Here is a 21,303-nt window from a genome sequence, read left to right as displayed (position 1 = left end):
AACCTGTTTGCCCGCGACCGTTTTCGTGCTCTGACACTTCGGCGACACCCCCCACCCGGGGGGTATTCGTCCAACTGGACAAGGTGATCTCAGGCAAGCCCCAACTTCCGATGTCATTGGCGAGCAATCGATTTCGGGTATCCGCAATGAAAGTTCGGTGTAGCGTTGCGCAAACGTCCTGCCGGGGGGTTACCGCAAAACTCGGTGGGCGTTACGGTGGCGGCTCGCCGATGTTTTGAGTTTTCAGTTGGGTAGGAATTGCGATGGCGGACAATGAGATCGACGATTCGGCATCGGCCCGGAAATTGCCGGGCGCGGCAATTGCCGCCGATTCGAGACTGGCCCTGAATGGCGGCGACCCGATTCGGCGCACACCGTGGCCGACGTACGACCGCGGCGCGGTATGCGTACATCCGGAAGACGAGGACGCGGCGATGCGGGCGATCCGCAGCCACCTCTACTTCAGATACGACTATCGCCAGGCGCACGAGACCGAGTGCAGCCAGTTCGAGGCAGAGCTCTGTCGCTACTTCCGATGTAAGCACGCGCTGGCGACGTCGAGCGGCACCACCGCGCTGGCGCTGGCCATCATGGCCGCCGGAATCGAGCCGGGCAGCCTGATCGCCTGCCCCGGTTTCACTTTCGCCGCGACGCCGAGCGCGATCCTGCTCGCCGGCTGCACCCCCTTCCTCGTCGATGTCGACGAAAACCTCCACCTGGACGTGGCCGACCTGCGCAGTCGATGGACCCCGCAGGTCAAGGCGATCATGGTGGTGCACATGCGCGGCTTCGCCGGTGACATGACCGCACTGCTGCGCTTCGCCGACGAAATGGGCGTCCCGGTCTTCGAAGACGCGGTCCCCGCGCTCGGCGCGGAACTGGACGGCCGCAAGCTCGGCACCTTCGGCCTGGCCGGCGGCTTCAGCACCCAATCGGACAAGTCCCTCAACAGCGGCGAGGGCGGCTTCCTGCTCACCGACGACAGCACGCTGTTCGCCCGCGCCACCGTACTTTCCGGCGCCTACGAGGGCCGGCTGCGCCGCCACTTCCCCAACGGCGAGCCGCCGATCGCCACCGATCTGGACCTGCCGCTGCTCAGCTTCCGGATGGACGAGATCCGCGCCGCGCTACTGCGCGCCGAGCTCGAACGACTGCCCGTCCGGCTGGCCGCCTTCCGGCGCAACTACGACTACGTCGCCGCGGCCCTGGCCGACGTCGACGGGATCCACATCCGCCGTCCGGTCGCCGCCGGCGCCTACCTCGGCGAGGCCTTCATCTTCCTGGTCCCGGCCGGCCGTGCCCAGTGGTTCGCCCGAGCGCTGTGCCACGAGGGCATCGAGGCGCGCAATCTGGGCTCGGACGACGACCACAATATCCGCGCCTTCTGGAACTGGCGGTTCATGTTCCGCGGCATGGAGACCCCGGCGATCAAGGAACTCCTGCCCAACGCGACGCGCTATCTGCAACGCGCGGTGGACATTCCGCTCTCCTCGACGCTGTCCGCGACGGACTGCGACGAGCTCGTCGCGGCCGTGCGCAAGGTGGCCGCGAGCGATGTGCCGATCGCCACCGGCGACGGCTCCGCGTGGGCCGGACAGCGATGACCGCACCCTCGGACGCGGCAGCGATGCCGCGCCTCGCGCTCGCCGGGGTGTTCGGCGGACTGTTCTGCGGATACCTCGGCCTGTCCGCGGCGATCCCGGTCATTCCCGCCCACGTCCGGGAGCAATTCGGCGCCAGCGACCTCGCGGTCGGCATCGCGGTCACGGCCACCGCCCTGACCGCGCTGCTCACCCGCCCGATCTTCGGCGGACTGGCCGATCGCCACGGACACCGCGCCGTCATGCGACTCGGCGCGCTCGCCATCGCGGTGGGCGGGTTGCTCTATTTCCTGCCGATCGGCCTGGCCGGCCTGCTGGCGGTGCGCCTGCTGGTCGGCGTCGGCGAGGCGGCGCTGTTCGTCGCGGGCGCGGTCTGGACCGTCACCCTGGCCCCGCACAACCGCCGCGGCCAGGTGATCGGCCTCTACGGGGTGGCGATGTGGGGCGGCATCTCGCTGGGCACCGCGCTCGGTGCGGTGTTGCGCCACTTCGGGATCGAGGCGGTGTGGGCCTTCTGCGCCGCCGCCCCGCTGGCCGGGCTCGTGCTGATCAGCATCGTCGCGCCGCAGCCGCACACCGAACCATCCGGCGGCGGGCGCGGACTCCTCCTGCGCCCCGCCGTGCTGCCCGGTCTGGGCCTCGCGCTCGGTGCCGCGGGCTACGTCGGCCTGGCGGCGTTCGTCATCACCGGACTGCAAGCACGCGGAATCGACTCGGGCGTCATCGTTTTGAGCACCTTCAGCGCGGTCTACGCGGGCACCCGGCTGGTCATCGGGCACCTGCCGGACAAACTCGGGCCGCGCCGGGTCGCCACCTGGTGTGGCGCGGGCGAAGCCGCCGGACTGCTGATCATCGCCTGGGCGCCGAACCTGCCGGTAGCGGTGCTCGGCGCCCTCGTCATGGGCGTCGGATTCTCCCTGCTGCACCCCTCTTTGGCCCTGATGGTCATGAACAACACCGAAAGCTCGAAGCAAGGAGCCGCGCTCGGCGCCTACACCTCGTTCTGGGATCTGGGCCTGTTCGTCTGGGGACCGGCGACCGGCGCGATCGCGGCCGGCTTCGGCTACCCGGCCGTCTTCGTGGTCGGCGCGGCCTGTGCGCTCGCCGCCTCGGTGCTGGCCATGACGCTGCGGCAATCGGTGTCCCTCGAGAAGGCAGTCGACAGATGACCAACCCACCATCGGACAGCGGCGAACCGCTGAAGGTCCTGTGCATCACCGGCTGGTGCCGCAACGGCAGCACCATCATCGGCAACATCCTCAACGAGATCCCCGGCTTCTTCCACGTCGGCGAGCTGCATTTCCTGTGGAAGAACGCGGCGGGTCGCGGCGTCAACGAGGACTGCGGCTGCGGTAGGAAACTGGTCGACTGCCCCGTCTGGTCGACCGTCCTGCCGATCGGGCAGCCCCCCGGGACCACCCTCGTGCAGCACGCCGACGAGGTGATCCGGCGGCAACTCGGCAACGTCCGGACCCGGCACACCTGGCGGGTGCTCCGGCGCGGACTGCACAACGAGCAGATCCGGGCCCACGCCGATCTGATGACCCAGGTCTACCAGGCCGTGGCGAAGCGCACCGAGTCCCGCGTGATCGTCGACACCACCAAGATCCCGGGTGAATCGGCACTGCTCGAGCATCTCGACGGCGTCACGCCGTACTACGTCCATCTGGTCCGTGATCCGCGCGCGGTGGCCCAATCCTGGAGCAAGCCGAAGGAATACGTGTACGCCATGGGACCGGCCAAGAGCACCGGCTACTGGACCGGCTTCAATCTCGCCGCGCACGCGCTCACCCGGCGCTATCCGGAGCGGTCGATGTTCCTGCGGTACGAGGACTTCATCGCCGATCCGGCGGGCACGGTCGATCAGCTGCTGCGTCTGTGCGCGAGCGATCCCGCGGACAACCCGCTCGACGATCGAACCGTCGAGCTGCACACCAACCACACGGTCACCGGGAACCCGGACCGGTTCAACATCGGCGCCACCGTCATCCGCCCGACCGACGATTCCTGGCGGACCGGTCTGTCGCGGTCGGCCCGGCGAACCGTCGCGGCGCTGTCGTGGCCGCTCGCGCGCCGGTACGGATACCGCTTCGGCGCAACGGATTCCAACGAAAGGGGCTGACCGGGTGGACCTGGGTCTGGACAACAAAGTCGCGCTGATAGCGGGCGGATCGAGCGGTATCGGCCTGGCGATCGCCAAGGAACTCGCCGCGGAGGGCGCGCACGTCGCCATCGGCGCGCGCGACCCCGAACGGCTCGCCGCGGCCGAAACCGCCGTCAAAGAGGTCGGCCGCGGCCGCGTGCACGCCACGAGCGTGGACATCACCGACGGCGCGGCCACCCGCCGCTGGATCGATGACGTCGCCGCGGAATTCGGCGCACTGCACGTCGTCGTGATCAGCGGTGGCACTCCGCCGACCGGCAATGCGGCGAGCTTCGCGATATCGGACTATCGAACGGCGGTCGACGCCATCCTGCTGCCGGCCATCGACCTGGCCCTCACCGCATTGCCCCACCTCAGGTCCGCGCGCTGGGGCCGGGTGCTGTTCGTCGCGTCCGAGACCGCCAGCGTGCCGATCAGCGGCCTGGCCATATCCGGCGTGACCCGCGCCGCCATCGTGCGCTTCGCCCAGTCCCTCGCCGCCGAGGCCGGCCGCGACGGTGTCACCGTCAACGTGCTCGCACCGAGCGCGACCCGCACTCCCCTGCTGGAACGCGTTGCGGCACAACAATCCCCCGCCGGATCGCTCGATGAGCGGTTCGACGCCATGGGCACGCATACGGCGGTCGGCCGGATCGCCCGCCCGGAGGAGATGGCCGCCGTGGCCGCCTTCCTGGTGAGCGAGCGGGCCTCCTATCTCACCGGCACGGTACAGCTCGTCGACGGCGGCGCGAGCGTGCTCGGACCGACCTCGGCGCACCTGCCCTGGGAAGCCGACGTGCACGGACCCGCAGACCCGCAGTGAACAGTCGCGGCGCGTTGCCGATGACAGGGAAGGAATTGCTACATGCTGAAGACAGAGGGCATCAAAGAGACGCTGGCGCAGGTCGTCTCGGATCGCAAGCAGGAGCTCTCGCCGGGGCGGATGTTCGTCGAGGCCTGCGCGGAGAACGGGCTCGACGCGGCCGTCGAGTACGACGTGACCATCACCGACACCCTGACCAGCTCGCGGCGCAAACCGCGCTACCCCGCGCGCAATGTGCTCAAAGCCATTGACCTGTCCCGTGATCCGCGCAAGTTCTACTGGCACGAGAGCGCGCCCGGCGCGGACGACGCGCCGATCGAGGGCGCCGAGGTGCGCCGCGAGCTGGCCAGCCGTTTCCACAAGTCGCCGATTCCAGAGCTGCTCACCACCACCGCATGGGTGCAGGTGCCGCCCCAGATGTGGGAGGACCCGGAGACGTTCGAGTCGTTCATCAACTACCGGTTGATCGTGCGGCTGTGCACCGCTGAAAACTACACGATCATCAGCGGCGAGGGTGGCCTGCTGAACATTCCCGGCATCGCCCGGATCACCGATCCCGGGCCGTTCGCCTCGACGATCCTGTGGGCCTGCAACGAGGTCGAGCAGATGGGCGGCACCGCGGACGGCCTGATCATCAATCCGGTCGACTACTACCGCGCCCTGGGCACCAGCAGGCTGATGGCCGACCTGGAGGAGAACGGCGTGTTCATCTGCCGCACCCGCCTGGTCGAGCCGGGCAGCGCGATCGTCGGCGACTTCGGCCACGGCGCACAGCTTTTCGACGCGGGACGGTCGGTGATCCGCTTCGCCGAGCCGCCGCCGGGAACCTTCGCCGAGCCGGGTCCTGCGGTGATGGCGGAGATCTACGAGCGGGTCGTGGTCAATCTACCGACCAACTTCTTCGTCGTGACCGTGTAGGTGGATCGTGACCAGTGACGAGGCGGCTCCCGTGCGCGACGACCCCGATGTGGTGGTGGTCGGCGGCGGGGTCGCCGGGCTGTTCTGTGCGTATCACCTGCGGCGCGGCGGGGCGTCGGTGACCGTGCTCGAGCGCGGTGCGCTCGGCGGGCCGCAGTCGTGTTCCTACGGGAACACCGGTTTCATCGGCACCCACGGCGCCGCGCCACTGGCCGAGCCGGGGCTGCGATCGCCGCGCACCCTCGGCATGCTGAGCGCGGACGCGCCGTTCTACGTCCAGCCGCGGGCAGACCGCGAATTGCTGCGCTGGCTATGGCATTTCGGGCGTGCGTGCACTCCGCTCGCCGCCGCGGCCGGCTTCCGCACGTTGATCGCGATGAAGCGGCGCAGTCTCGACATACTCCTCGAACTGTGCGAATCACCGAGCATCGCCGGCACTTTCGCGTCGCCGGGCATCGTGCTGGCGTACAAGACCGCGCGAGGTTTCGCGGAGGCGAGCCGTTCGGTCTCGCGCACCGTCGCGAACGGTGTGCCGCTGCGCGTCCTCGGCCCGGGCGAACTCGAGGAACTCGAGCCGAAGACGCGCTTCGATATTCAAGGCGCGCTGTACAACCCGGAGGGCGCGTACCTGCACGTGCCGGAGTTCGTTCTCGAATTCGGCAAGCTGCTGCGCGCCATGGGCGTCGAGATCTGCGCACACAGCGAGGTGACGAGTTTCGAGGTCTCCGCGAGCAGGGTCGAACGGCTGCATACCGATCGCGGCGACTTCCGGCCCCGTGACGTGGTGATCGCGGCGGGCGCGTGGTCGACCGAATGCGCACGCCTGGCGGGCGTCGGCCTGACGCTGCAACCGATCAAGGGCTACAGCGTCACCATGGACATGCCGCCCGGCGGGCCGAGCCGGCCGGTACTGCTCAGCGAGGGCCGGATGGCGATGGTCCCGCTCGGCGACCGCCTGCGCATCGGCGGCCGCCTCGAACTGACCGGGATGAGCACCGTCATTTCCGAACGCCGCGTGCGCGGCATGCTGCGCACGGTCACCGAATACCTCCCCGATTTGGAAGAAACGCAAACCCGGGAGACCTGGAGCGGTTTGCGCCCCTGCGCGCCCGACGGCCTGCCGGTGATCGGCCGCACCGGCCTGCGCAATCTCGTGGTCGCGGCCGGCTACGGGCATATCGGCATGGGCCTGGCCCCCGCCGGCGGCGAACTCGTCAGCCAACTCCTGGCCGGCGAGGCCCCGACCACCGACCCCGTCCCGCTGCGGCCGGAACGATTCCGCAGAACCCGCTCGATAAGGCTCTAGAAGTGAACGAACACCCAGGTGTCAAGGGCGACACCACAATCGGCGTACTCTGCCTGGACACCGCCTTCACCAAAATCCCCGGCCACATCCGTAATCCAGCGACCTTCGATTTTCCGGTCGACTACCAGGTCGTACACGGCGCGACCCCGCAACGAATGGTCACCGAGGCGGACCCGACCCTGCTCGACCCGTTCATCATCGCCGCCAAGGAACTCGAGGCGCGCGGCGTCGCGGCGATCACCAGCGGTTGCGGCTTCCTCGTCATCTTCCAGCAGCAACTGGCCGACGCCGTCCAGATCCCGCTCTACAGTTCGAGCCTCATTCAGGTACCGATGGTCCACCGAATGCTCGGCGCGGACCGGAAAGTGGGTCTGCTCGTGGCCAAGAAGTCGGCCCTGACACCACGGCATCTGAACGCGATCGGCGGCGAGGCCGTACCGATCTGCGTAGCCGGAATGGACGACCACCCCGAATTCCGCGAAGTCATCCTCGAAGGCCGCCGCGACGAGCTGGACGCCGACCGTCTCGGCGCGGAAGTCCTGGACGAAATAGACCAACTCGCCGCCGCCAATCCCGACATGGGCGCATTGGTCATCGAATGCACCGACCTGGTTCCCTACGGCCATGCCATTCAAGACCGCCTCGGCCTCCCGGTCTTCGACATAGTCACCCTCACCGAAATGGTCCACCGCACCCTGAGCCACCGCCCGTTTCCCGGGCGGTAGCCGAGGCGAATCCGCGGATCAGAGCAGGTCGTTCAGTATCCGGCCGACCAGGCTCATCATTTCGGGCCGATCGAAGTCACCGTGCGCGCAGTCCACCTCGATGACGTCGATCCGGCCACCGATATAAGCGCGCCATGCCTGTTCGAGCTCGGTCTTGACGTCGATCGTCCGGTTCCCGTCCTGGTCCAGGGTTGCGCCGAAAACAGTCAGATCGCCGGCGTAGAACGGCGAGGTGTAGCCGTCCCACAGCTTGCAGTTGTTGATCAGCACCGTGGTCAGCCGCTCCACCAACTCCTGGATCACCGGCGCGTCGAGCTGTCCGTCGAATCGCTCGACCGCCCAGGCCCGCACGCCGGCCATCGCCTCCTCGTCGGTGACGTCGAAATCGGCCGCAGAGCCGCGCGGCGGCTGACTGTCCAGCACGCCGACGAAGCCCACTTCCATTCCCCGCCGGGACAATTCGGCCGCCATGGCCTGGGCCACGACCCCGCCGTACGACCAGCCGAGCAGGTGATAGGGACCTTCGCTCTGCAAGGTCTGCATCCGGTCGATGTAGTCCGCCACCATCTCCGCCATCGACCCGGCCGTCGGCCCGCCGTCCAGTCCACGGGATTGGATGGCATAGACCGCCCGATCAGGCAGGTGCTGGCCCAGTTGCTGGTAGAACCAGCCGAGGCCGCCGCCCGGATGCAGACACCACAGCGGCTTCTGGGTGCCCGAACCCTTCAGGATCAGCACCGGATCGAAATCCGTTCCGCCGGCGGCGCCTTCGTCGAGCCGCGGCGCCAGCAGAGCCACTGTCGGGGCGTCGAAGATCAGCCGGACCGGGACGTCGACGCCGATGACCGCCCGGATCCGGCTGGTGAGCCGGGTCGCCAGCAGGGAGTGTCCGCCCAGCTCGAAGAAGTCGTCGTCGATACCCACCCGCGGGAGGCCGAGGATCTCGGCGAACAACTCCGCCAGGGTCCGCTCCCTGTCGGCCCGCGGCTCGCGATAGTCGTTGGCGGACAACATCTCCGGGTCGGGCAACGCGGTGCGATCGAGCTTTCCGTTGGGGGTCAGCGGAACGCTGTCGAGCACCAGCACGGTCGCGGGCACCATGAATTCCGGCAGCCGTTCGCTCGCCCAGCGCCGGACCTCGGCGGCGAGCAGGCCGGCCTGGGGATGGTTGGCGTAGACGCTCGGATCCGCCAGCGGACCGGGCGCGACGTACGCGCCGACCAGGGCCCGGCCCTGAGCCGTCCCGGCGTCGACGAAGACCGCGTCCATGTGCCCCCGCTGTGCGGACCAGGTGACCGCGGTCGCGTAGCCGAGTTGCCGGCCGAGCCGGTGCAGATCTTCGGGCACCACGCCCACATCGATCCGCGCGGCGCTGTCGGCCACTATTCCCTCGAAACCCACGGCGAGCGGGACGAGGTGGCCGGTGACCGGGACCGGGTCGCCGGACCGGATCCGGTTCGCGGCTTCGAGCTGGCCGGTCAGCCCGGCGTGCGGGATGCCGGTCACCCGGATGCCGCTGGGACGGCTGGTGCGCAACAGCGCGCGCAACCACACATGATCGCGGAACTCGACGCTCGCCGCGTCGGCCACCGAGACGGCCGGCACCGGGGCGGTGTGCAGGACGACGTCGTATCGGTACCGGGTCAGCTCATTCACCGAGAATCCGCGTTTGAGCCCGATGTCCACGGCACCGAAGCCGATCCGCTGATTCAGCGACAGGAAGTACTCGGGCGACAACAGCAATTCCTGTTCGGCGGCGATGTCGCGGCGCACCCGATCGGCGACGACCGCGGCGTCGTCACCGCCGTTGCGACTGATCTGGACCGCCGTGGTGAACTCCTCCAGCAGCGTCAGATTGCGGATATCGCCGACGAATACGGCACCACCGGGCGCCAGCAGCGACAGGACCTGTTCGAGGACTCGGCGCAGATACTGCTCGCTCGGGAAGTACTGGATCACCGAGTTGAGTACGACGGTGTCGAAATGGTTCTCCGGCAACCCGGCGGTGTCGTCGGCGCCGCGGACGCTCAGCACGACCCGATCGACCCAGTCCTCGTTCAGCTCGCCCAGCCGTTGCCGCAGCGTGCTGATCGTCGCCGCGGAAAAGTCTGTGGCCCAGTACTCCTCGCAGTCGGGCGCCAGCTGCGACAGCAGCAGGCCCGAACCGACGCCGATCTCCAGCACCCGCCGCGGCGCCAGTCCGCGAATCCGCTCGACCGTGGCCGCCCGCCATTCCCGCATCTGGTCCAGCGGGATCGCGGCACCCGTGTAGCTGCTGTTCCAGCCGCCGAAGTCGGCGCCGAACCCGGCGTTGCCGATCGCCTCGCCATCGGCCGGGCGGTCGGCGGAGTACAGGTCGTCGTATACCCGGCGCCACTGCCCGACCAGCTCGTCTTCGCCGACCGCGGGCCCGGACCGGTCGGGCACCACATATCCGACCAGCTGCTTGCCACCGACGTCGCTGTCGCGCACGACGACCACCGCGCGCGACACCGAGGGATGTTGCGCCAGAATCGATTCGACCTCACCCGGCTCGACCCGGAAACCGCGGATCTTCACCTGATCGTCGACCCGGCCGACGAACTCCAGCGCTCCCGCCGAGTTCCAGCGCACCACGTCGCCTGTGCGATACAGGCGGCCACCGGCCGGGTCGAACGGGTCCGCGACGAAGCGGGTGGACGTCAGCCCGGCCCGCCCTTGATATCCGCGCGCCACCTGTTCGCCGGCGACGTACAGCTCGCCGGCGACCCCGGCCGGCACCGGCTTCAGCCACGAATCGAGCACGTAGGTCTGCATATTCATCAGCGGTCGCCCGATCGGCACCGATCCCTCGGCCGCCGGATCGGCAACGAAGGTCGTCGCGAACACGGTGGTCTCCGTCGGTCCGTAACCGTTGACCACCTGCACATCGGCGACCGCGTGTACGCGGCGAACCAGCGTCGAGGAGAGTTCGGCGCCACCCGCGATCACCTGCGTCAGGCCGCGGAAAGCATTGCCCGGCAGCGTTTCCGCGTGATCGAGCAGCACCGACAGCAACGCGGGCGTCGCGAACAGCCGCGTCACCGCGTGCGCCGCCACCAGCTCCAGCATTTCGGTGGGGTCCGAACGCAACTCACTCGCCAGCACCAACCCGCCACCGGAGCTCAACGCCGCCCACATCTCGTAGGTCGAGGCATCGAACGCCATCGACGAATGCACCAGCACCCGCTCGGCCGAGCCCGGCAACCACCCCTGAGACACGTGATTCACCACGTTCCGGTGCGTTATCCCAACACCTTTCGGGACACCGGTCGAGCCGGACGTGTAGATCACATACGCCAGATTCTGCGCCCTGGCTGCCACCCGGTCCGCTGCACTCAGCGCATCAGGGCCGACCGCGTCCAGCGCCAGACGCGGCGCGGACGTTTCCGGCACCGCCTCGGCGATGGCCGGATCGACCACGACCACGACCGGTGCCGCGTCGGCGAGAACGAACGCCAGCCGATCCGACGGATACGCCGGGTCGATCGGCAGATACGCACCGCCGGCCTTCAGCACCGCCAGCAACGTCACGATCAATTCCACCGACCGGGGCACCGCCACCGCCACAATGCTGTCCGGCCGCACGCCCCGCGAAACCAGCACTCGCGCAAGCCGATCCGCGCGAGCGTCGAGTTCCCGATACGACACCTCGGTGTTCGCGTGGATCACGGCCACCGCGTCGGGTGTCCGCGCGACCTGCGCCTCGAACAGCCCGGCCAGGGTGAGATCCGGTTCGATCGCGACGGTGGTCTCGTTCCACCGGTGCAGCACCAACTCGCGCTCGGCCGGGTCGAGTACCTCGACTGCCCCTACGGGCGCACCCGGATTCGCCACGATCGCGGCCAGCATCCGGACGAAGCGCTCGGCCAGGGTCTCGACCGTGCCGCGATCGAACAGCTCGGTCGCGTACTCGATCAGCCCACTCCACGGATAGCCCGCGGGCGCGTCCCCGATATTGAAGAACAGGTCGAATCGGGAGGCGCCGATGGCGGCCGGGTAGGGCTCGAACCGAACGCCCGGGAGATCGAGACTGGCCAGGTTGTTGTTCTGGAAGGCCAACGTCACCTGGAACAGCGCGTGCCGGGCCGCCGAGCGGACCGGGTTGAGCAGCTCGACGAGCAGTTCGAACGGCGCGTCCTGATTCTCGTAGGCGGCCAGCGCCTTGGTCCGCACCTGTCCGAGCACCTCGGCGCACGAGTCCGACGGCGCGATCCGCGTCCGCAACACCCAGGTGTTGACGAAGAACCCGACCAGATCCGACAGCGCCTCGTCGGTGCGGCCCGCGATCGGCGAGCCGAGCGGAATGTCTTCTCCGGCAACGAGTTTGAACAGCAGCATGGCCAGCGCCGATTGCAGCACCATGGACACGGTCGCGCCCTCGCGCGCGGCCAGCCGCTCCACTCCGGCGCGCAGCCCGGGATCGATGTCGAACATCACCATGTCGCCGCGATAACTGGCCACCCGCGGCCGCGGCCGGTCGGTCGGCAACCGCAATTGCTCGGGCAGGTCGTCGAGTTCGGCGCGCCAGTACTCGAACTGCTGCGCCAGCAAGCTGTCCGGGTCCTCGGCCGCACCGAGCAGTTCCTGCTGCCACAGCGTGTAGTCCGCGTACTGCACCGGCAGCGCCGCCCATTCCGGCGCCCGGCCCTGGCCGCGAGCCGCGTACGCCACCGACAGGTCCCGCAGCAGCGGCGCCATCGACCAGCCGTCGCCGGCGATGTGGTGGATCACCAGCACCACCACGCAGTCCTCGCTGCCCGGACGCACCACCGTGACCCGGATCGGTATCTGGCCGGCCAGGTCGAACCCGAACCGGACGGCCTCGGTCACCGCGGCGTCCAGCTCGGCCGGATCCGCGTCGGCGACGACCACCGGCACCTCGATCGAGTCCACGTCCAGCACCTGCTGCGCGGGCGTGCCGTCCACCTCGACGAAGATCGTGCGCAGGCTCTCGTGCCTGGCGATCACGTCGCGGATCGCGGCGCGCAGCACCGGTACGTCCAGGCCGCGCATCCGCACCGCCAGCGGAATGTTGTAGGTCGCCGACGGTCCCTCCAGCCGGTGGATGAACCACAACCGCCGCTGTGCGTACGAGGCGGGTACCACGTCCGGGCGTGGCTGGGCCACGAGCGTGGGACGTATCCGCACGCCGGCATCGAGCCGGGTCGCCAACCGCGCCACCGTCGGCGCGTCGAAGACGGTCCGGATCGGCACCTCGATCCCGAGCTCCGCGCGAATCCGGCCGGCCAGCCGGGTGGCGGACAGCGAATGGCCGCCCAGCTCGAAGAAGTTGTCGTCGATCCCCACCCGGTCGCGGCCGAGGACCTCACCGAACAGTGCGGCCAGTACCCGCTCGTCGTCGCCGCGCGGCGCGCGATATGCCGCGGACGAGGCGAACTCCGGCTTCGGCAGCGCCTGCCGATCCACCTTGCCCGCGACGGTCAACGGCACCGAGTCGAGCACCAGCACCGCCGACGGCACCATGTAGTCGGGCAACCGCTCGGCCACGAACCCGCGCACCTGTCCGGCGTCGAGCGCCGTCGACCCGGTGCGATCGGCGACCACATAGCCGACCAATTGCTTGCCGGCGCCCTCGGCGTCGTGCGCCACCACGAGGGCTTGCGATACCGAAGGATGCTGCGCCAATACGCTTTCGACCTCGCCGGGTTCGATCCGGAAGCCGCGGATCTTCACCTGATCGTCGACCCGGCCCAGGAACTCCAGCTGCCCCAGAGTGTTCCAGCGCACCACGTCGCCGGTGCGGTACAGCCGCCCGCCGCCCGCCGGATCGAACGGATCGGCCACGAAGCGGGCCGCTGTGAGCCCTGGCTTGCCGAAATACCCGCGCGCCGTTTGGGTTCCGGCCAGGTACAGCTCACCGGCGGTCCCGATCGGCACCGGCGTCAGCCAGGCATCCAGGACGAACGCCCGGACCCCGGCCAACGGCCGCCCGATCGGCACGGCCGCGCTCCGCACGGTCGCGGCGTCGGCCGCGCACACGGTGGCGAACACCGTCTCCTCGGTCGGGCCGTACCCGTTGACGACCTCGATGCCGGGCCCGATCGCCCACACCCGCTGGGCGAGCGCCGCGGAGACCTCGGCCCCGCCGGAAACCACCTGCGCCACGGTCCGGAAGGGGTTGCCCGGCGTCGCCTCGACTCGATCGAGCAGTACCGACAGCAGGGCCGGCGTCGCGAACACCCGGGTCACCGCCGCGGTCTCGATCAACTCGACCATTTCGGCGGGATCCGACCGCGGTGCGTCGGTCAGCACGAGCGCGTGACCGTCGCACAGGGTCGGCCAGATCTCGTAGGTCGAGACATCGAACGACACCGAGGTATGCATCAGGACGCGCTCGTCCGGGCCGGTCGACCATTGCTGCGCGACCAGGTTGGCGACGTTGTGGTGAGTGATGGCAACACCTTTGGGCACACCGGTGGAGCCCGATGTGTAGATCAGGTACGCCAGATTCTGCGGCCCGGCCGCGACGCGACCGGTTCGCTCACCGGTGTCGAGGTGTTCGACGGTGTCGAGATGCAGCACCGGCGTGTCCGTGCCGGGCAGAATGCTCGCGGTGGCACGGTCGGTCAGCACGACGACCGGCGCGGCGTCGGCGAGGATGAACGCCAGCCGATCCGACGGATACGCCGGGTCGATCGGCAGATACGCACCACCTGCCTTCAGCACCGCCGAGAAGGCCACGATCAATTCGACCGACCGGGGCAGCGCAACGGCCACGATGCGGTCCGGCCCGACGCCACGCGAAATCAGCACCCGCGCAAGCCGTTCGGCGCGGGCATCGAGTTCTCCGTACGACACCTCGGTGCCCGCACCGATCAGGGCGACCGCGTCCGGCGTCCGGGCGACCTGAGTTTCGAACAGCCCCACCAGGGTTCGACCCGGCTCGATCGAAGCGGCTCCGCTGTTCCATCGACGCAACACCACTTCGCGTTCGCCGGCGCCGAGCAGGTCGATCGACCGCACCGGCACGTCTGGATCCGCGACCACCTGCCGCAGGATCCGCACCAGACGGCCTGTCATGGCCTCGACCGTGGACCGGTCAAATGCGGCAGGGTGATATTCGAGCTGGAGGGTCAGGGTCGGCGCGGTATTCGCGATGACCGTCAGCGGATAGTGCGTAGGCGCGTTCGGGCGGGCGGCGCTGATCGCAAGGCCGCCGGTGCCGGTGGCTTCACCGATTCCGGTGTGGTCGATGGGATAGGACTCGAACGCGATCAGCGTGTCGAAGAGGACATTCACTCCAACGGCCTGATGGATGTCGCTCAAACCGACATGGTGATGGTCCAGCAACGCGGTTTGCCGCGCCTGCAAATCCGTCAGCAATTCGGCGAGACCGCGGCGAGGGTCGAATCGCACTCGCACCGGCACGGTATTGATGAACAATCCGACCATCGAGTTCACCCCGGCGATCGCCGGGGGCCGGCCGGACACCGTGGCGCCCGCGATCACATCGTGGCTGCCCGTCGCCGCGGCCAGGAGGACTCCCCACGCGCCTTGCACGACGGTGCTCAGGGTCGTCCCGAGTTCTGTGGCCCGCCTGGTCAATTCCAGTGCTGTCGCCGAGGACAGGGGGACGTCGACCCGGTCCACCTCCGGCAGCTCGGAATTCTCGGTCACGCCGGGCACGCTGTCGGCGAGCAGCGTGGGCTCGCGGACACCGTCGAGTTCCTGTTGCCATGCCCGCACGCCCGCTTCGGCGTCCTGCTCCCCCAGCCACTTCAAGAACTCTTTGTATTCGGCGACCGGCGGCAGCGCACCGGACCCGCCGTACAGCCGGAACAGATCCACGACCAGCAGCGGCAGCGACCACCCGTCCAGCAGCACGTGATGCGCGGTCAACACCAGCTCCGACCGATCCGCGCTCAGTCGCACCACCATCAACCGCAACAGCGGCGGAACCGTCACATCGAAGTGCGCGGCCCGGTCCCCGGTCAGCAGCTGCTGCAAAGCGGCATCCCGCGCACTTTCGGCCACCCCGGTCAAATCCACCACCCGCCAGGGCAATTCCACCCGGTCCAGTACGACCTGTACCGCGTCGCCCCGCCGATCGGTCACGAACGCCACCCGCAGATTCGCGTACCGATCCACTATCGCCTGACCGGCCGCCCGCATCCGCTCCGCATCGACCCGGCCGTCCAGGCCGAACACGATCTGCATGTGATACGCGTCGAAACCGGACCCGGCCATGACCTGGTGGAACAACAGCCCGGACTGCATCGAGGTGAGCGGCCAGACATCCACCAACCCCGGATACCGGTCCTCCAACGCCTCGATCTCGGTCTGCCGCATCCCCTTCGCCAGCACATCCGAGGGAGACAGACCACCCCCGCCGGCCGACACATGCCCCGCCAATCCGGCGACCGCGTCCTGCCACAGGCCGGCGAGCTCCTGTATCTCGTTCTCGGACAGCACTTGCGCGGGTGCGGCGAACACCGCCTGCAACACCGGGCCCGCGTCGGTGTCGAGCACGATCGTGTTGACGTCCAGCACCGCCATCGCCGGCATCGCCGCCAATGCCGGATCGACCGGGCTGATCAACTGCCCGGCATCGACCGACGGCGTCCAGCCCGCGCCGCGCAGCCGTTGCGGCAGCAGATCCGTCGAGGTGAACCGGCCGAGGTAGTTGAAGCCGATCTGCCCGGCCGAATACTGTTGCAGCACCTGCTCGGTCGCGGGATTCAGGTACCGGAGCAACCCGTATCCCATCCCCTTGTCCGGCACCGCGCGCAACTGTTCCTTCACCGACTTGACCAGCGCGCCCGCGGCCGGGCCGCCCGCGCACAGGTCGTCCCAGGCGGCCGGGGGCGCGGTCAACCGCACCGGGAACATGCTGGTGAACCAGCCGACCGTGGTCGACAGGTCCGCACCGGGCACGACGTCTTCCGCGCGCCCGTGCCCCTCCAACCGGATCAGCACCGACGCCGCACGCACGCCCCTGCGCGCACGCCAGCGGTGCACGGCTACCGTCAGAGCCGCCAGCAGGCCGTCCTCGACGCCGCCGTGGAAGGCCGCGGGCAACGCGGTCAGCAGAATCTCGGCGGCCGCCACCGGAATCCGCACCAGCGCGTGAGCGGCCTCGGCCATCACATCGACGGCCGGATCGAGGGGCCTACGACCGAGCATCGGATCGGGCCCGTCGAGAACCGCACGCCACCAAGCCAACTCGGCCACCCGCTCCGGCCGGGCCGCCTGTTCGACCAATCCGTGCGCCCACCGCCGCATCGAGTTGCCCGACCGCGCCAACACCGGCGTCAGCCCGGTGGACACGTCCTGCCAGGCGTTCGCCAAGTCCGGCAACAGGATTCGCCACGACACGCCGTCGACCACCAGGTGATGCGCCACGATCGACAGCCACCCCGCCCGATCGGGGCCCGCGTCGAACCACACGAACTGAACCATGACGCCCGCCGCCGGAGCCAAACGGCCCGCGGCAGTGCCCATCTCCGACACCACGAAGGCCGAGATGTCGTCGGCTCCGGCCACCGATACGCGGGACACCAGCGCGTCCACGTCGACCGAACCGGCCGGTGGCACGTCGAGCCCGGCCCCGCGCTCGTCCTCGACCAGCCGCGCGCGCAACATGTCATGGCGATCGATCACCGCCGACAGCGTCGCGACCAACCCGGCCCGATCGATGCCTACCGGCAGATCCAGCACCATCGACTGGGTGAAGCTGTCGAACCCCGCGCCGCCCAGGTCCCGGACGAACCGAGCGACCGGCAGCAACGGCATCCAGCCCACCGCGCCGGTGGGCAATTCGGCCAGTACCGGGCCGGTTGCCTCGCGCCCCGTCGCGATCGCGGCCAATGCCCCGGCGGTCTGATGTTCGAACACCTCGCGCGGGGTGACCTCCACGCCCAGCTCGCGCGCCCGGGACACCACCTGAATCGACCGGATGCTGTCGCCGCCCAGTTCGAAGAAGCTGTCGTCCACCCCTACTCGGTCGAGGCCGAGCACCTCGGCGAATACCGATACCAGGACGCCCTCCGCCGCCGATACCGGCGCCCGGTACGGCCGCGACGACGTCAGCTCGGGATCGGGCAGGGCCTTGCGGTCCACCTTGCCGTTCGCGGTCAGCGGCACCGCGTCGATCGCCAGCACCGCCGTCGGCACCATGAAGTCGGGCAGCCGCTCGGCGACGAAGCCGCGCACCTGCGCACCGTCGACCGAATCGGCCCGATCGGAGACCACGTACCCGATCAGCTGCTTGCCCCCGGTGCCCGTGTCGCGTACGACCACCACGGCACGCGACACCGACGGATGCTGCGCCAGCACGGATTCCACTTCGCCGGGCTCGACCCGGAAGCCGCGGATCTTGACCTGGTCATCGACGCGGCCGACGAATTCCAGCGCCCCGGCCGGGTTCCAGCGCACCACGTCGCCCGTGCGATACAGGCGGCCACCGGCCGGGTCGAACGGATCGGCCACGAACCGCGACGCCGTCAGCCCGGCCCGGGCTCGATACCCTCGCGCCAATTGCGTACCGGCGATGTACAACTCACCAGCGACGCCCACCGGCACCGGCTTCAACCACGAATCCAGCACATAGGTCCGCATGCCGGCCAGCGGTCGCCCGATCGGCACCGATCCCTCGACCGCCGGATCGGCACCGAAGGTCGTGGCGAACACCGTGGTCTCTGTCGGACCGTAACCATTGACGACCTGAACCCCGTCGGCGAGTCCCCGGACTCGGCGGACCAGCGTCGAGGAGAGTTCGGCGCCGCCGGCGATCACCTGGGTCAGTCGCGCGAAAGGATTGCCGGGCAGCGTTTCCGCGTGATCCAGCAGCACCGACAGCAGCGCCGGCGTCGCGAACAGCCGCGTCACCGCGTGATTCGCGACGAGGTCCATCATTTCCGCTGGGTCCGAACGCAACTCACCCGCCAGCACCAACCCGCCCCCGGCACACAACGCCGCCCACATCTCGTAGGTCGAGGCATCGAACGCCATCGACGAGTGCACCAGGACCCGCTCGGCGGTGCTCGACAGCCACCCCTGCGACACGTGGTTCACGACGTTGCGGTGCGTGACGCCGACACCCTTGGGCGTTCCGGTCGAACCGGACGTGTAGATCACGTAGGCTAGATTCTGCGGCCTCGGCGGACGACCGATCCGGGCCTTCCCCTCCGGGACGTCGAGCGCGTCGACACAGACCTGCGGCGTCGTCGGGCCGGGCAGCGTGCCCGCGGTCGCACGATCGGTCACCACGACCACCGGCGCGGCGTCGGCGAGGATGAACGCCAGCCGATCCGACGGATACGCCGGGTCGATCGGCAGATACGCGCCACCGGCTTTCAGTACCGCCAGCAACGCCACGATCAGCTCCGCCGACCGGGGAACCGCCACCGCGACGATGCTGTCCGGTCCGACCTCGCGCGAAATCAGCACTCGCGCAAGCCTGTCGGCGCGGCGGTCGAGCTCGCGATAGGACACGTCGACGTTCGCGAAGGTGAGCGCGACCGCGTCCGGTGTCCGGGCGACCTGCGCCTCGAACAGTCCGGCGACGGTGGTGTCCGGGATTTCGGCGGTGGTGTCGTTCCACCGGCGCAGCACGAGTTCACGTTCGTCGGCACCGAGAATATCGAGCGACGCCACCCGGGCATCCGGATCCGCGACCAGCTGCCGCAGAATCCGTACCAGGCGCTCGGCCATCGATTCGACTGCGGCCCGGTCGAATTCGTCGGTGCGATAGTCGAGATACAGCGTCAAGGCCGGCGCGGCGCCGGCGATGACCGTCAGCGGGTAGTGCGTCGACGAGGTCGGGCGCAGGCCGGTGATGGCGATGCCGCTGCTGTCGACCGCCGCCGCGATGCCGCTCCGGTCGACCGGGTAGGACTCGAACGCGATCAGGGTGTCGAACAGGACGCTCACCCCGGCCGCCTGGTGGATATCGCTCAGCCCGACATGGTGGTGGTCCAGCAGCGCGGATTGGCGGGCCTGCAAGCCGGTCAGCAGATCGGCGAGCGAGTCCTGCGCGCCGAATCGCACCCGGACCGGCACGGTATTGATGAACAGGCCCACCATCGAGTCCACGCCGTCGATGGCCGGTGGACGACCCGACACGGTGGCACCGACGACGACGTCATGGCGTCCGGTCAGCGCCGCGAGCAGAATCCCACAGGCGGCCTGCACGACCGTGTTCACCGTGATGCCGAGTTCGCCTGCGCGCCTGCCCAGCCCCGCAGCGGTCTCGGCGGTGAGCGGCACCTCCACTCGTTCGACGCCCGCGGCGCTGCCCGCGCTCCGCACGCTGTCCGCGAGCAGGGTCGGCTCGTGCACGCCGTCGAGTTCCTGACGCCAGGCTCGCACGCCCGCTTCGGCGTCCTGCTCCCCCAGCCAGGTCAGGAATTGCCGGTAGGCGGGCGCCGCCGGCAGTTCCCGCGCCGAACCGGCAGAACTGTAGAGCCGCAACAGCTCTCGGATCAGCAGCGGCAGCGACCAGCCATCCAGCAGCACGTGATGGGCGGTCAGCACCAACTCCGCCTGCTGTTCGCCCAGCACCACCAGCGTCAACCGCAGCAGCGGCGGGACCGTCATATCGAAGTGCGCACGCTGATCCTCGGCGAACAGCCTGGCCGCTTCGGCATCCCGCGCGGCCTGGTCAAGGTGGCGCAAATCCGCTACCCGCCATGGCAATTCGACGTCGTCCAGGACGACCTGAACCGTCTTTCCGTGCGCCGCGGCGACGAAGCCCGCCCGCAGATTCGGATACCGGTCCAGCAGCCCCTGGCCTGCCGCCCGCATCCGCTCCGGATCCACCCGGCCGGCCAAACCGAAGACGACCTGCATGTGATACGCGTCGAAGCCCGGCTCGGCCAGCGCCTGGTGAAACAGCAGCCCCGACTGCATCGGGGTCAGCGGCCACACATCCGCCAGGCCGGGATACCGGGTCTCCAGCGCGTCGACCGCGGCCTGGTCGACGCCGTCGTACAGCACGTCGGATGGCGTCAGGCCCCCTGCGCCCGGCGTCTCGACGTGCCGCACGAATCCCGTCAGCGCCGTGCGCCACAGGTCGGCGAGGTCCTCGGTCTCCGCCTTCGCCAGCGCTCCGGCCGGCGTCGCGAACACCGCTCGCAGCACCGGCCCTTGCTCGGCGTCGACCACCATCGCGGTGACATCCAGCACCGCCATCGCCGGCATGGCCGGGTCCGGGGCGGCTTCGGCACCCCCGGTGTCCGCGGCCGGGGCCCACGCCGTGCTCGGCGAGCGGTGCGGCAGCAGATCCGCGGAGGTGAGCCGGCCGAGGTAGTTGAACCCGATCTGCCCGGCCGAATGCTGCTGCAGCGCAGCGGCGGTGCCGGGGTTGAGGTAGCGCAGCAACCCGTATCCCATGCCCTTGTCCGGCACGGCACGCAACTGTTCTTTGATCGATTTCAGCACGGCACCGGCCGCAGGCCCACCGGCGCACAGCTGTTCCCATTCCGTCGCGGACGCCGCCAGGCGCACCGGGAACATGCTGGTGAACCAGCCAACCGTGCTGCTCAGGTCGGCCCCGGGAACGGTGTCCTCTTCGCGCCCATGGCCTTCCAACCGGACCAACACCGATTCCTGGCCCATGCCGTGCGTGTGCCGCCAGCGAATGACCGCGACCGCCAGGGCCGCGAGCAACCCGTCCTCGACCCCGCCGTGGAACAGCGCGGGCAAGGTGGTCAGCAGCGCCTGGGTGTCGGCGGCGGGAAGCTCGACGCTCACGTGGTCCACGGTCGCCATCACGTCGACGCGCGGGTCCAGCGGCCGGGTGCCCA

The 21,303-nt window shown here is 69.3% G+C and carries 8 protein-coding genes (1 of these 8 only partly in view); 7 read left to right on the top strand and 1 reads right to left on the bottom strand.

The features are described from left to right. Nucleotides 1–263: 263 nt before the first annotated feature. The 7 genes from ACFYO1_RS14345 to ACFYO1_RS14315 are packed head-to-tail and all read left to right on the top strand — an operon-like array spanning nucleotide 264 to nucleotide 7,516. Nucleotides 264–1,604 (top strand): DegT/DnrJ/EryC1/StrS family aminotransferase, encoded by a 1,341-nt coding sequence (locus ACFYO1_RS14345; protein ID WP_387230584.1) that lies wholly within the window; start codon nucleotides 264–266, stop codon nucleotides 1,602–1,604. Continuing rightward, nucleotides 1,601–2,770, top strand: coding sequence for an MFS transporter (locus ACFYO1_RS14340; RefSeq protein WP_387230582.1), 1,170 nt, complete (start codon nucleotides 1,601–1,603; stop codon nucleotides 2,768–2,770). Before ACFYO1_RS14345 ends, ACFYO1_RS14340 begins: the two co-directional genes overlap by 4 nt. After that, a complete protein-coding gene (locus tag ACFYO1_RS14335) occupies nucleotides 2,767–3,723 on the top strand; it encodes a sulfotransferase (protein WP_387230580.1) in 957 nt (318 codons plus the stop codon). Before ACFYO1_RS14340 ends, ACFYO1_RS14335 begins: the two co-directional genes overlap by 4 nt. 4 nt (nucleotides 3,724–3,727) lie before the next feature. Further along, the gene (locus tag ACFYO1_RS14330) at nucleotides 3,728–4,567 is read left to right on the top strand and encodes an SDR family NAD(P)-dependent oxidoreductase (protein ID WP_387230578.1); all 840 of its coding nucleotides are present in this window, start codon (nucleotides 3,728–3,730) and stop codon (nucleotides 4,565–4,567) included. 42 nt (nucleotides 4,568–4,609) lie between these two features. Then, nucleotides 4,610–5,485, top strand: a complete 876-nt coding sequence (locus tag ACFYO1_RS14325; RefSeq protein ID WP_387230576.1) for a family 3 encapsulin nanocompartment shell protein — start codon at nucleotides 4,610–4,612, stop codon at nucleotides 5,483–5,485. Nucleotides 5,486–5,492: 7 nt separating this feature from the next. Further along, nucleotides 5,493–6,791, top strand: a complete 1,299-nt coding sequence (locus ACFYO1_RS14320) for an NAD(P)/FAD-dependent oxidoreductase (RefSeq protein WP_387230574.1) — start codon at nucleotides 5,493–5,495, stop codon at nucleotides 6,789–6,791. Between the two features lie 2 nt (nucleotides 6,792–6,793). Next, nucleotides 6,794–7,516 (top strand): aspartate/glutamate racemase family protein, encoded by a 723-nt coding sequence (locus ACFYO1_RS14315; protein ID WP_387230572.1) that lies wholly within the window; start codon nucleotides 6,794–6,796, stop codon nucleotides 7,514–7,516. Between the two features lie 18 nt (nucleotides 7,517–7,534). Here the strand turns inward: ACFYO1_RS14315 and ACFYO1_RS14310 are convergent, their stop codons facing one another. Then, nucleotides 7,535–21,303: the 3' portion of a non-ribosomal peptide synthase/polyketide synthase gene (locus ACFYO1_RS14310; RefSeq protein WP_387231869.1), read on the bottom strand. The gene runs 6,934 nt beyond the window's last position; the window shows 13,769 of its 20,703 coding nt (coding positions 6,935–20,703); its start codon lies off the right edge, out of view; it ends in the stop codon at nucleotides 7,535–7,537.

Source organism: Nocardia sp. NPDC006044, assembly GCF_042871115.1.
Lineage (GTDB): Bacteria > Actinomycetota > Actinomycetes > Mycobacteriales > Mycobacteriaceae > Nocardia.
This window is presented reverse-complemented; position numbering and strand designations above follow the sequence as displayed.

What these genes read in the sequence shown, in the direction of transcription:
- ACFYO1_RS14345 (WP_387230584.1), top strand. Translation starts at nt 264, where the DNA reads ATGGCGGACAATGAGATCGACGATTCGGCATCGGCCCGGAAATTGCCG.
- ACFYO1_RS14340 (WP_387230582.1), top strand. Translation starts at nt 1,601, where the DNA reads ATGACCGCACCCTCGGACGCGGCAGCGATGCCGCGCCTCGCGCTCGCC.
- ACFYO1_RS14335 (WP_387230580.1), top strand. Translation starts at nt 2,767, where the DNA reads ATGACCAACCCACCATCGGACAGCGGCGAACCGCTGAAGGTCCTGTGC.
- ACFYO1_RS14325 (WP_387230576.1), top strand. Translation starts at nt 4,610, where the DNA reads ATGCTGAAGACAGAGGGCATCAAAGAGACGCTGGCGCAGGTCGTCTCG.